Source organism: Chryseobacterium sp. DZ-32 (assembly GCF_059587025.1).
Window position 1 is genome coordinate 20,277 of record NZ_JCAIOM010000013.1, and the last position, 14,896, is coordinate 35,172.

At 36.6% G+C, this 14,896-nt stretch carries 7 protein-coding genes; 6 read left to right on the forward strand and 1 reads right to left on the reverse strand.

The features are described 5' to 3' along the window. Window positions 1-13: 13 nt before the first annotated feature. The 6 genes from AC59HC_RS15255 to AC59HC_RS15280 all read left to right on the forward strand — a co-directional run bounded on the left by AC59HC_RS15255 (window position 14) and on the right by AC59HC_RS15280 (window position 13,790). Window positions 14-2,524 carry a M1 family metallopeptidase gene (locus AC59HC_RS15255; RefSeq protein WP_202838893.1) on the forward strand — a complete coding sequence of 837 codons (2,511 nt, stop codon included), beginning with the start codon at window positions 14-16 and terminating at the stop codon, window positions 2,522-2,524. Between the two features lie 169 nt (window positions 2,525-2,693). Next, entirely contained in the window at window positions 2,694-4,022 is a 1,329-nt protein-coding gene (locus AC59HC_RS15260; protein WP_202838894.1) for a hydroxymethylglutaryl-CoA synthase family protein, read from the forward strand. Between the two features lie 613 nt (window positions 4,023-4,635). After that, window positions 4,636-7,434, forward strand: coding sequence for a SusC/RagA family TonB-linked outer membrane protein (locus AC59HC_RS15265; RefSeq protein ID WP_429813194.1), 2,799 nt, complete (start codon window positions 4,636-4,638; stop codon window positions 7,432-7,434). 14 nt (window positions 7,435-7,448) lie between these two features. Further along, entirely contained in the window at window positions 7,449-8,912 is a 1,464-nt protein-coding gene (locus AC59HC_RS15270) for a RagB/SusD family nutrient uptake outer membrane protein (protein ID WP_496558935.1), read from the forward strand. Window positions 8,913-9,485: 573 nt separating this feature from the next. Beyond that, window positions 9,486-12,326: a SusC/RagA family TonB-linked outer membrane protein gene (locus tag AC59HC_RS15275; RefSeq protein WP_496558936.1), complete on the forward strand. Its 2,841-nt coding sequence runs from the start codon at window positions 9,486-9,488 to the stop codon at window positions 12,324-12,326. A gap of 12 nt (window positions 12,327-12,338) precedes the next feature. Continuing rightward, a complete protein-coding gene (locus AC59HC_RS15280) occupies window positions 12,339-13,790 on the forward strand; it encodes a RagB/SusD family nutrient uptake outer membrane protein (RefSeq protein ID WP_496558937.1) in 1,452 nt (483 codons plus the stop codon). Window positions 13,791-13,872: 82 nt separating this feature from the next. Here AC59HC_RS15280 and AC59HC_RS15285 read toward each other — a convergent pair whose 3' ends face one another. Continuing rightward, a complete protein-coding gene (locus AC59HC_RS15285) occupies window positions 13,873-14,799 on the reverse strand; it encodes an AraC family transcriptional regulator (protein WP_202838899.1) in 927 nt (308 codons plus the stop codon). Window positions 14,800-14,896 lie beyond the last annotated feature (97 nt).

Sequence of the window (14,896 nt, forward strand, 5' to 3'; positions counted from 1 at the left end):
ATAAAGCAGACCGATGAGAAAGGCTATTTTATCAATTGCTATACTTGGAATTTTATTTTCCGCCAATGTATCAGCACAAACCGAAACTTCAGGAAGAGAAAAAGTATACAGAGCTACCCACACGAAAGTAACGGAGCTTAAGCACACAAAACTGAAAGTGAATTTCGATTATCAGAAAGAACAGATGAATGGGGAAGAATGGCTTACCGCTTCACCTTACTTCTATGCCACCAATGAGCTTACCCTTGATGCAAAAGGAATGCTGATTCATGAAGTGGCTCTTGATAACAACGGTAAAAAGTCTCCTTTAAAATACGAATACAAAGATGATGTTCTAAAAATTACGCTGGATAAAACTTATCAGAGAAATCAGGATTATACCGTTTACATCAAATATACCTCCCGCCCGAATGAAGTGAAACAACAGGGAAGTATGGCAATCAATGATGCAAAGGGTTTGTATTTCATAAACGCTCAGGGAACAGATCCCAACACACCAACACAAATCTGGACACAGGGAGAAACAGAATCTTCTTCAGCATGGTTTCCTACTATTGATAAACCCAACCAAAAGACAACACAGGAAATCTTTATGACAGTTCCTGATAAATATGTAACGCTTTCCAACGGTCTTATGAAAGATTCTAAAAAAGAATCCAACGGACTTAGAACCGATCATTGGGTGATGGACAAGAGACATTCTACTTATCTTTTCTTTATGGGCGTTGGAGAATATGCCATCGTAAAAGACAAATGGAAAAACATTCCTGTTGATTATTATATTGAAAAGGAATACGAGCCTTATGCTAAACAGATCTACGGAAATACTCCGGAAATGATCGACTTTTTCTCCAAAAAGCTGAATTATGACTATCCATGGGCGAAATATGCCCAGATTTCCGGAAGAGATTATGTAAGTGGTGCAATGGAAAATACCACAGCCACTCTTCATGGAAGTGATATCCTTCAGAAACCCGGTCAGCTTATCGATGAAAATACATGGGAAGATACCATTGCCCATGAACTGTTCCATCATTGGTTTGGAGATCTGGTAACGGCAGAAAGCTGGAGCAACCTTACCGTCAATGAATCTTTTGCTAACTATTCCGAATACCTTTGGAATGAATACAAATATGGAAAAGACCAGGCAGATTATCACCTGATGACGGATGTGAATAATTATCTTCATAATCCGTCCGATTTTAATAAAAATCTGGTGAGATTCAATTACGAATCCCGTGAAGATGTTTTTGATCTTGTAACATACCAGAAAGGAGGTGGCATTTTAAATATGCTGAGAAACTATCTTGGAGATGATGCCTTCTTTGCCGGAATGAATGATTATCTGAAAACCAATGAATACCAAAATGCTGAAGCCCACCAATTAAGATTGTCTTTTGAAAAAGTTTCCGGGAAAGACTTAAACTGGTTCTTTAATCAATGGTATTTTGGAAGCGGAAACCCAAAGATTAATTATTCATCCACCTTTGAACCGGTAAAAAAACAGGTTGCCGTAACCATTAATCAAACTCAGGAAAAACCATTTGAATTTCCTCTGGCTATTGATGTCTATGACAATGGAAAACCTAAAAGATATAATGTCTGGGTAAATGCAGAAGCAAAAAATACATTCAGTTTTGATGTTTCTAAAACACCGGATCTTGTCAATATCAACGCAGACGGAGTTTTACTTGCTGATATTACGGATACTAAAACTCCGGAACAGAATCTGATGCAGTTTACCAACTCCAAGGAATTTAAAAGCAGATATCTGGCTCTAAACGGAATTAAAGATCAGGCCGGGAAAAACCCTGCAGCTGTAAAATTATTGGCTGCTGCATTAAAAGATCCTTTCTTCAGAGTAAGAAAAAAAGCATTAAACTTAATGGACCTTACTAATCCTGAACAAATGAAAGCATTGGGTGCTGAAGTTGAAAAACTGGCTTCCAATGATCCTAAAACATTGGTACAAGCGGCAGCTATTACGGCTTTAGGAAAAACAAAAGATAAAAAATACCTTCCTTTATTTGAAAAAGGTGTAAATGCTGTTTCAAATGCAGTAAAAGGAAGTTCAATGGGTGCGCTTCTTTCTATTGATCCGTCAAGAGCAAACAGTCTTGCTGATAAAATTGATATGAAAGGTGCTTCAGAAGAATTGCAGGCACAATTGCTTCCTGTTATTGTAAAGAACAGAATTACTTCACAGATAGAAAATATTGCACCTCTTGCCACTTTTTATCCATTCATTAAATTCCAGAATCCGGAATTGGGAAAAGCAGCAGAAGACGGTTTCAACTGGATCATGACTTCCGATAACCTGAAAGCTACTGAAAGTGTCACTAAAATAGCAGGATATGCCAAAAACCAAATGGCAGGCAATCCACAGGCTAAAATGATGATGGTTCAGACGCTGAAAGATGGCTTGAGCAAAAAAATGGAACTGCTGAAACAGAATCCGCAAAACGCCGCAAGTATCAACAAGCAGATTGATGTCATCAATAAAGCAATTGAAAATTATAAGTAAAATAGATAAAGCCGGCAAATATGCCGGCTTTCTTTTACTGTTAAAGGTTTCTGGATTACTGTATTATATTTTAAAACGCATTGGTTTTTAATGATGTTGCAAAAATTAGCATTTTTTACCACTGTTTTTTGCATTATCTTTCATAAATTCGTTTAAAATTTAGACAATTATGAGTTTTGGAATTGAAGCAGCGGGTTATTATGTGCCTGGTTTATATTTGGAGATTAAGGATTTAGCAGAAAAAAGAGGGATAGAGCCGGCGAAATTGGAAAAAGGCCTGGGTCTTCATAAAATGGGACTTTCTGATGTTCACGAAGACGCTGCCACTTTTGCAGCAGAAGCGTTACTGAAGCTTATAAAAGATTATGAGATCAACCCTGAGGAAATGGCAAGAGTATATCTGGGAACAGAAAGTGCTGTAGATGCGGCAAAACCTACAGCTTCCTATGCTGTACAAATGGTAGAAAAAGTATTGGAAGAAGAATTTGGAACAAGATGTTTCAGAAACTGTGATGTGCTTGATATGACTTTTGCCTGCGTAGGGGGAGTAGATGCTTTACACAATGCTCTGGACTTTGTGAGGGTAAATCCTGATAAAAAAGCAGTTGTGATAGCCAGTGATTATGCAAAATATGAATTGGCTTCTTCAGGAGAATATACACAGGGAGGTGGCGCGGTAGCCCTTTTGGTTTCATCCAAACCGGACCTTCTTGAAATTGAAAATAATTGGGGAGTTGCTTCAGAAAGTGTTTTTGATTTTTTCAAACCCAGAAGATCATATAAAAAAGAAGACTTGAATGGGGCCCCTGAAACATATCCAGAAAAGATTGAAATTTTTACAGATGAGCCTGTTTTTGACGGACAATATTCTAACCAATGCTATCAGGATAGAATAAAAGAAGCTTATTATCATTATAAAGAATTAACAGGACAGGATAGACCATATGAAAACTGGGAGTATATTATCTTCCATCTTCCTTATGCCTTCCACGGAAAAAGAGTTTTCACAGAAATCTACAGTCTGGAGAATGGTCTTTCCTATGAAACGGCTGATGAACAGAAAGCAATCGCTAAATCAGAAAATTATCTGAAATTAATCAATGATAAGATAGAAAAGACCCAGAGAGCTTCTTCTGAGATCGGGAATATGTACACCGCTTCTATTTTTATGGCATTTCTTTCTGCTTTACAGACATCTTTTAATGAAAATGAAGAACTTTCAGGAAAAGAAATTGGCTTTGTGGGATATGGAAGCGGATCGAAATCAAAGGTGTTTGCCGGGAAGGTATCCGGAAACTGGCGAAAAGTAGCAGAAAAATGGAATTTATTTGAAAATTTGAACAGCAGAACTGCTGTGGACTTTGAAACCTATGAAAAGCTTCACAGAAAGCAGCTGAAAGATTCTGTAAATAAAAATTACAAAGGCTTTGGACTTGTCTCTATTGAAACAGAAAATCCTGTTTTAATCGGAGCAAGATACTATCATTACCAGAAGTAACTATATTCTCAGTAAAATTGTATAAAAGCATCTCATACTTCGGGATGCTTTACTTTTTTATCTATAGAGATATTATGGTATTTTACAGTTGGATTATTTGTAATTTTAATAATGAGACAGTCAAAAAACGACAATAAATGCTGTGTGAAATTCTCTACAATTCATTTGAACTCAGTAAACAGTAAATGAACGGTTTTTTTAATTGTTATGATGAATAAAAAATTCTGAAACAGGAATTCTCTGTTGGCAGAAGGCTGTTTTTTATATAAAATTTAAGAAGAAAGCCTGTTTTTCACTCCATTTTCTTTAAATTGGTGAATTATTTATATGTATTTTTTACTTCACAATTTGTTATTAATGTTTATTTTTTTAATCATTTATTTTAAATTAATGAAAATTGATTTTAATTTTAAAATTTATTAAAATTTCGTTAATATACAAATTGACTTATTTTTTGTTAATTTTTTAAATATTTTCAAAATGATTTCTCATCATTTTTTTTAGATGAATGTGAATCTCTCTGTTCTGGAAGCGTGTTTTCAGCATTCAGCGAATTGATGTTATAGATATTTATCGACATATTTGTCGCTTGAATATATTAAAATCTGTTAATATGAATGTGAAGTTACATGTATTAAGTGCAGGAGCTTTGTTTTTTTTGGGACAAGCTGCTTTTGCGCAAAAATCTAAGAATGATTCTGTTCTGAAGGAGAATAAGATCGATGAAGTAATCGTTACTGGATACCAGAAGAAAAAAGCAGATGAAATTACCCAGGCTCAGGCTGTTGTTGGTGGTGATGAAATCAGAAGAAACTCTCCTACAACATCTATCGGTAACTCTTTACAGGGTAGAGCTTCAGGGGTATTTGTACAAAGTACTACCGGGCAGCCAGGTGCTGCTGCTACCATCCAGGTAAGAGGGATTGCCGGTGTTGGTGGTTCTTCAGAGCCTACTTATGTAGTAAACGGGATGTATATGACTGCAAGACAGTTCAGTGCAATCAACCCTGCAGACGTAGAGTCTATTTCAATTCTTAAAGATGCCGCTGCTACAGCACAGTATGGTGCGAGGGGAGCAAACGGGGTAGTAGTAGTAACTACTAAAGCCGGAAAAGCTGGGAAAACTCATTACTCATTTGAGACTAAATTTGGTTTTAGTGAAAGGCTTAAGGATAATAACTACACCATGATGAATTCAAGAGAGTTGATGGATTTCCAGAATCAATTGGGATACCTTGGATTTAAACCAAGATCTCAGGAAGAAATGGATAGATTGGCTGCTTATGATCATAACTGGCAAAAAGATCTGTTGAAGCCTTCAAGCATCCAGTCTTACTTATTCAGTGCCCAGGGTGGTTCCAGAGAGAGTACTTTCTATTACTCTTTAGGATATGATTCTGATAACGGGATTATCAGAGATATCGACGGACTTAAGAGATATACAGGTAACTTTGGATTTACCAATAAACTGAGTGAAAAACTGAACGTAGGGATTAACCTGGGGGTTCAGTATCAGGAAACTCAGAATTTTATGGACAGAAACAATACGCAGAACCCATTCGGAGCCATGTATAAATATGCTCCATATGAACCGGTTTATAATGCTGATGGTAGCTATAATCAAACAATGAGAGCGGGTTCTAACGTTGTTGAGCAGATCCGTAATTACAGACTGGATGATCAGAGGTTAAGAATCCCGGTTACTTTATTCGCAGAATATAAAATTATCGATGGTCTGAAGTTTAAAACAAACTTTAACGGACTTTTCGATTGGTACATGGGAACTCAGTGGTTGAAGAAAGGCTCAAACCTTGATTTAACGTTAAACAACAAAATTCCTACAGGGTCATTGAACAAAAATTCATTCTACACATTTAACTATACCTGGAACAACTCCATTAACTATAAAAAGTCATACGGAAGCCACAACTTCGATTTCTTAGGATTTATCGAATATAACGATAACTACAACGAAACAATGAATGGAGGGGCTTACGGATTGAAATCTCCGGTAATCAATGTTCCATCTATTACTACACCTTCAGATAGAAATACATTTACTGGAGTTAAAGTAAGAAATACTTTATTCAGTTTAGCGGGGATGTTAAACTATGACTATGAAGGTAGATACCTGGTAACAGGATCATTGAGAAGAGATGCTTCTTCAAGATTTGGTGCCAATAACCAAAGTGGTATTTTCTGGTCTGCAAGTGCAGCCTGGAATATCGCGAAGGAAGACTTCATGAAAGGTGGGTTTATTAATGATTTAAAGCTTAGAGGATCTTACGGTACTACAGGTAATGATGGTACTTTACCTGATTATTATAATGTCAATAATATCAGCTACGGTTTATATGGTGCTAACGGTACTTCTTATCCGGGAACAGTTTCAAAAGGTGATTATATTATTGGTAACAGCAATCTTAAATGGGAGTCTAATGCGATTACCAACTTAGGAGTTGATTTTACGATGTGGAACAGAAGAATTCGCGGATCCGTAGAGGTTTACAAAAATAAGAGAAAAGATTTCGTACAGCTTGTACCTTTGGATAAGCAGGAAGGTGGATACTACCAGTATATCAATGCAGGAGATATGTCTCAGAAAGGACTTGAAGTTGAACTTAGTGTGGATGTGATAAAGCAAAAAGATTTCCAATGGAATCTACATGCTAACATCTCTTTCCAGAAGTCTGTTCTTGACAGGCTAGCAGGTGACCAGACAGAAAGAAATTTAGGATATACTTATCTTAAAGTAGGTGAAACTCCATATGTATTCTATAATGTTAGGTTTGCAGGAGTAGATCCAAGTAACGGAAAAGCATTATATTATGATAAAGCTGGAAACGTTACGGATGTTTACAGTGCTTCAAATGCTGTTCCTCTCACTGATAAGTCTCCATTCCCAAAAAGTTTTGGTGGATTCGGAACTACAGTTCAGTACAAAGGACTTGATTTCAGTGCAGATTTTGCATTTAAGCTAGGCGGATATACTTATAACAACATGTATTTTGCCGCTGTTAATCCAACTTTGGCTGTTGCAGGTAGAAATATGGCACAGGCTGCTGCTCAGGTTTGGCAAAATCCTGGAGACACAGGAGTATTCCAGAAAGTTGACTCAAATGGTATGCGTGATTCTGATCAGTGGATTGAAAAATCAGATTACCTGAGATTAAGATCACTTACATTAGGATATACATTTGATAAAGCATTCCTTGGAGAAGGATCGCCAATTAATAAGCTAAGAGCATATGTACAGGGGCAAAATTTATTTACGGTAACTAAATTCCACGGAGAACCCGAAGTTTCTGTAGGATCCGCTGACTCATCATCATTATTTGTTCCCGGATCATTTAACCTTTATACTTATCCTGCTGTCAGAACAATCCTGGTAGGATTGCAATTAGAATTTTAATATTGAATAGCTTTATGAAAAAGAATATAATAAAAATAAGTTTAGCTGCGTTAACTGCCTTTGTATCGTTAACGTCTTGTGACAGAAATTTAGATCAAATCTCATCAATCAATGAAGATCAGGAGCAGGCAATGACGAGACCTGAGACCTTCAGACAGGCCATGGACGGTGCCTATACAGCGCTTAAAGGAGCTGGGTATTATACGAGTGATACAGGAAACCAACTTATCATGGGTGATCTTACCACTGATAACCTGGTTCGTACAACTACAGGAAGAAATACCAATTTTGCGGCGTCAAACTTCGAATTCTCATCCGATAATTCACAGACAACAGGTTTGTTTAGTGCAGCTTATCTTGTAATCAGCAGAGCTAATTTTGTTTTGAAATATATCAATAACGGAGTATTATCCGGAACACAGAAAACAAATTTGGAAGCTGAAGCAAGAGCATTAAGAGCAATAGCTCATTTTGATATTGTGAGAGCGTATTCCCAAATCCCAACTCAATCTGCAGGAGCTAAAAATACGATCGGAATTTATTATTCTGAAACATATTCTCCTTTAAATAATACATCATCCCGAAATCTTACTGTTGATCAGGTATATGATAAAATTACAGCAGATCTATTATTTGCTGCTGATAATATAACTCAGAATGATGCTGATAAAGGAAGATTGAGCAAAGCAGCTATATACGGATTATTGTCCAGAATTGATCTTTATAGAGGAGACTATGTTAATACTATCAAATATGGTGAATTAGCATTAAACCTTTCTCCAAGTATCACAACATTGGATAACTTTACAAGAATCTGGAAAGAAAACGAAGGTATATCCAGAATTACTGATGGAGTATTATTCCAGATATCGAACTCTGCAGCCGAGCAAAATACGGTAGGAGTTGCATACAACCAGTCAGTTCCGGCTTTAAGATCAGAATTTGTTGTAGATTACGATTTATATACAGCTTATACATCAAATGATGTTAGAAAAGGAGCTTACTTTACTGTGGGTACATATAGCGGACAAAAATACAACCACGTTACAAAATATTCTGGTAATGGTGGTCCTTCTAATATTGTACCGGTTAAATATCTTAGATCTGCTGAAGTATTATTGAATGTAGCTGAAGCATATTACAGAACAGGTAATGGTGCACAGGCTCTTGTTTTACTCAACAAATTAAGAGCTGAAAGATATTCATCATTTACACCTGGTACAGAAACAGGACAGGCTCTTTTAGATGCTATTTTAAAAGAAAGAAGACTGGAGCTTGCATTTGAAAATGACAGATGGTATACATTGAAGAGATTAAACCTTGCCGTTCAGAGATCAGGTAAAGGAGATCTTTTTGATGGTACCGGTACACCTTCTGTTGCACAGACTCTTGAAGCTGGAAGCTACAAGTGGCAGTGGCCAATTCCTATTTCTGCTATTCAGGCAAACCCGAATATTAAGCAGAATGATCAGTATTAATCATATTTAATTTTGAGGGATCCTATTCTTATGGGAGTAAAATTGTATACTCGAAAATAATATATTTTAATATTAAAAGTAAAGGCATTTCATTATATGGAATGCTTTTATTTTTTGTCCTGTCCTGAAATAAGTTGACAGTTAGTTCGCTTATGTTATGGAAGATCAGGAATTAAAAGTTGAAAAGCGAATGCAATGAAATGATGATATTGGCTTTAAATTATGAGTCGTATTTGTGATATAAGGATAATTTTATTACTATTTTATATGGATTTTACCTGGGTGAAAACAGTATTTTATTTATTACAATTCATTTTTAAACTGATTTTTTTAGTTAATTGTTTGCATTAAAGCTGACCTTACGAAATTTTTTAAAACTTCTTAATATTGTGTTAATATTATGTTGTCCGGGATTTTTTTTACTTTTTTTCAAATCACTTCTTGTTTGATTTTTTAAAATTGCTTTTTTAACGAAATTATTGCACTTTAAATTGTTGTTTATCAGTTGTTTAATGTTTGTTTCTGCTTGCATTTATTAACATATTTGTCTATGGATATTAAAATGTGTTAAATATGAATGTTAAACTTTATGCATTAAGTGTAGGTGTTTTGTTCTTTTCGGGACATACGGTGTATGCACAGAAAACGAAAAATGATACCATCCGGAAAGAAATCGAAGGAGTTATTGTAACAGGGTATCAAAAAAAGACCAAAGATGAAATTGCCCAGGCTCAATCTGTTATTACGGCTGACGAGTTAAAAACCCAAACTCCCGCAACTTCTATAGGTAATATGCTGCAGGGGCGTGCTTCTGGAGTATTTGTACAGGCTAAAAACGGACAACCGGGAGCTGCTGCTGAAATTAATATTCGAGGTATAGCAGGTTTTAGCGGAAGTTCAGAACCTTTATATGTCGTGGATGGTATATATATGACAGCCAGACAATTCAGCGCAGTTAATGGAAATGATATTGAAAGCATGGTAGTGCTTAAAGATGCTGCAGCAACTGCCCAGTATGGCTCAAGAGGAGCAAATGGAGTGATTGTTGTCACTACAAAAAAGGGTAGAAGTGGCAGAACCCAGTATTCATTTGAAAGCAGGCTCGGATTTTCAGAAAAAATTTCTGATAAAGAACTTAATTTCGAAATGATGAATTCTGCCCAAAAACTGCAATATGAAAGAGAAATGAATGCACTCGGGCTTGGTGGGCTGCCGGTTTATACCCCTGCGGATGAAGAAGCTCTTCTGAAGCTAGACCATAACTGGCAAAAAGATATTTTAAGAACTTCTTTTCTTCAGAGCTATCTGCTTTCTGCAAGAGGTGGAGGTGCTAAAAATAAATTCTACTACTCTCTCGGATATGATAAAGATGATGGTATTGTACGTGATATAAATGGTCTTGACAGATATACAGGAAGGTTTAATTTTGAAAATAACCTAAGTGACAGACTAAAAGTAGGATTAGACCTGGGGGCTGCCTACCAGAATACTCAGAATATTCGCGACAGAAATAATACCCAAAGCCCGTTTGGTGCAATGTACAGGTACAATCCGTTTGAGCCGGTATATAATTCTGACGGATCCTACAATATAAAACTGAGAGCAGGATCAAATGTGGTTGAATCATTAAGAAATGTGCCCGATATTGAACAACGATTAAGGGTATCCGGAAATATATTTGGGGAGTATAAATTCAATGACGGATTGTCCTACAGAATGTACTTTAATTCTTTATATGACAATCTGGTAAATACTACAAATGTTAAAAAAGGTTCACAGTTAGATATTACGACCAACGGAGCCAACGGATTAGGCAAACTGACCAAATCAACATTCTACACATTCAATTATATTTATGGAAACCGGTTGGATTTCAGGAAACAATTGAACGATCACTATGTGGGTGCAACAGGTATTGTAGAGTTTAGCAATGAATTTACAGAAGATATTACAGCAAGTGGTACCAACTATAAAAATCCCAATTCTGATGTACCTTCTAATACAACTCCGTCAGATAAAAATACCTTTACAGGAAATAAGATAAGAAGTACCCTGTTCTCATTATTAGGCCTTTTTGAATATAATTATCAGAAAAAATACTTAGTCACAGCTTCTATTCGTCAGGACAAAAGCTCGAAATTCGGTGCCAATAACAAATCAGGGATTTTCTGGAGCAGCAGTGTAGCATGGAATATCGGCAAGGAAGATTTTCTCAGCCAAAACTTTTTTAATGATCTTAAGCTAAGGGCATCTTATGGGATAACCGGTAATGACAGAAATATACCCAATTATGCCAATATAGGATATGTTGCTTATGGAGATTACGGAACAGGAGGAACAATGATTCCTACAGATGTTATAGGAAATCCTGATATTAAATGGGAAACCAACAGAACAACCAATTTAGGAGTTGATTTTGCATTTCTGAAAAGCAGATTCAGAGGTGCTGCAGAAGTATACCGTTCAGACCGTAAAGATTTTATCCAGCTCCTGCCTATGCCTTATGAATCGGGAAATTATTCTATATACCAAAACCTTGGTAATATGCGTACTGAAGGAATTGAGACAGAATTTACCTTTGATGTCATCAAAAAGGAGAATATAAAACTCTCATTACGAGGCAACGCTTCCTGGCAAAGAGCTAAAATAATTTCTCTTGATGGCATAAATACACGGAGAAATTTAGGTGAAACTTCTTTAATGGTAGGAGAAACACCTTATTTCTACAGGCTGGTAGAATATGCCGGAGTGAATTCTGCTGATGGAAAAGCACTATACTATACAGACAGAACTACCCCGGATAAAGGAGAAAATTTTTATTCAGTGAATGGAAGAACAGCCACAGATGTTTACAATGCCACTTTGGATAAAAAAGATATCACAGATAAAAGCCCGCTGCCAAAATTTTTTGGTGGATTCGGGCTAAGCCTTGAAGCTTATGGATTTGACCTTTCCGCAGACTTTTCTTTCAAAACAGGTGCATATACCTATAATTATCAGTCACAAATGTTGCAGAATCCTTCCAACAGAAAAAATAATATGAGTGTAGATGCATTTAATTACTGGAAAAATCCCGGAGATACCGATGTTCTGCCGAAGCCGACAACTTTAGGACTGAGAGCATCTGACCAGTTTCTGGAAAAATCAGATTATCTGAGATTCCGGACCTTGATGATTGGCTATACTTTCAGTAAAAAAAGTCTGGGCAATAAAGTTCCGCTCAACTCATTAAGAATATATGTGCAGGCTCAGAATTTATTAACGTGGACCAGTTTTAAAGGAGATCCGGAGGTAGCAGTAGGATCCGGAGAGAGTCAGCTGCAGGCTGGTCAAACCTATGTGGCAGGTTCATTTGCACAATTTGGTTATCCGGCTGTCAGACAGTTTATGTTCGGTATTCAGGTAGAATTTTAAAATGTAAAAAAAATGAAAAAGTTAATTATATCGGGATTATTCCTTTCTCTGTTGACTGCAGCTTCTTGCGAAAGAGATTTGGATCAGTATTCAAGTAAAAATACATTGTCTGATCAGGCATTTCAAACCTCCTCGGATTACAGATTGGCATTAGACGGAATCTATGATGTCATGAAAGAAACAGGTTATTTCTCAGGCGATAGTGGAAACCAGAATATTATGGCAGATATCACATCTGATAATTTAATTCAGAGCCCTTCAGGCAGATTATCCAATAACAGAGCCTGGATTTTAGAATTTGGTGCCGACGACGGTCAGACCACAGCTCTGTATAGCGCAGCATATCAGGCAATTTCGAGAGCTAATTTTGTTTTGGAAAATCTGGGTAAAGGAATTCTTTCCCCTGCAGATGCCTTGAAAGTTGAGGCAGAAGCAAGAGCCCTAAGAGGAATTATTCATTTTGATCTTGTAAGGGCATATTGCAAAATACCTACTCAGTCTGCGGATGCCAACAGTTCTTTAGGAATAGCATATATGACAACTACCTCCAATAGTCCGGTAACGAGAGATCTGACCGTAACTCAGGTTTATGATAAAATTATAGGAGATCTGGAGTTTGCAAGAATCAATATTCCTCAGACAAATGACACAGCTGCACCATTTACGAAAGGCAGGCTTAATAAAGCTGCAATAGCCGGTTTACTCTCAAGAGTGTATCTGTACAGAGGAGATAATACAAAAGCGCTTCAGACAGCGGAAGAATCCATTGCTCTTTCGCCAAGTGTAGGATCAATTGATAACTTCCCGTCAGTCTGGAACAATACGAATCAGGACGGAACTTTGCTTGAAATACTGAATTCTGATGCAGAAAAGGTTACAGTGGGCGTTTCATATAATCAGATTGTGGGAGGTGCTATCAAATCTGAATTTGTAGTTTATAAAGATTTTTATGATATGTATACCTCTAAAGATATCAGAAAAAGTACCTATTTCCAGGTAAGTTCCTATTCAGGCCAAAGCTATATAAATGTTATAAAATATAATACCAGAGGATCTTTACCAAATGTTGTAAATTACAAATACCTCAGAACGGCAGAAGTTTACCTTAACGGTGCTGAAGCAGCTTATACCTCTAATCCTGCCCGAGCTCTTGCATTGCTTAATATTCTTAGAAAATCAAGGTATTCTGATTATACCCCACTAAACCTTACAGGGATAGCGTTGTGGAATGAAATTCAGAAAGAAAGAAGATTGGAACTCATGGGAGAAGATGACAGATGGTACACCCTCAAGAGATTAGGACTTGGTTTGACGAGACCTGCTCTGGGCGCCTTAAGTACAGGAGGAGGTGCTCCTGCTCCCACACTTAACCTGCCTTCTTCAAGCTACAAATGGCAATGGCCGATTCCATTGGGAGCAATTAATATTAATTCTTCTATTCAGCAAAATGAAGGTTATAAATAAGGACCTATGGTAGTTCGCTGATCAAAAATTAACGGGACTGTACTTTTGCGGACAGTCTCGTTTTTTTTACAAATTCACCATTTTATTTAGGAAATATTATTTTATCCTGATAACTTTTCGGAGTCACTCCTTCCAGTTGTTTAAATACTCTTGTAAAATAGTTCGTATCTGAAAATCCCGTCTGAAAAGCAGTTTCCTTGATGCTGGTCCGGCTTGCCAGCAATTCCTTCGCTTTGCTGATTCTTTCCTGCAAAATGAAATCATTGGGAGATGTTCCCAACTCATCTTTGAACATTTTAAAGAAATTCGACTTACTTACATAAGCCAGCTTGGCAATACTGTCGATCGATAATTTCTGATGCAGGTTTCTTTTAATATAATCTACTGCAAAACCTATCCTGGATTTATTTTTTACAATATTCTTTTCCACCATTCTCCTTGCCTGAGTCTGCATCAGCCTTATCAGAAGTTCTTTCAATGCAAAATCAGCCATGATATCTTTTTGAGAATTATCATCCATGGCAATTCTCATAATATTGTTGGTGGCAGAAGCAAGTGCTTTATTATTAAACAGAAAATACTCATCAAGCTGAATGTTCCATTGGGAAGTTTCATCTACTTTAGGAAGATGGTAATTCAGATAGTTGAGAGAATCCTCAATAAAATCAGGATTAAGGCTTAAAGAAATACATTGGGTAGGAGTTTCATCCGCCTCAGGAAAATCAATCACCATTGTTTCTCCCGGGGCTACCAGAATGCTTTCTCCCGGATAATAATCAAAGTAACTGGTCTTATTATCCAGTTTCATATGTTTTTTACCCCTCAGCATTGCCGTAAATGCAATGTTTTCAAAATGAAGTTTTACATCAAAAGCGGCCTGGTGAGTCTCATAAATGCTGAACTCACAATTGTTTAGATTGAATTTCGTCTGGTTTTCAACAAGACTCAATAGTTGGCTCTCCTTTCGTAATTCAGGAGTGTTTAATAAAATCTTACTATTGTTATTCATTTCTAAATTTTTTTGAAAAAGAGGTAACTCAAATATAGAAAATTTGAGTGTACGTTGCTGTTAATAAAATACTAAAATTGAACCTCTTGCACTATTT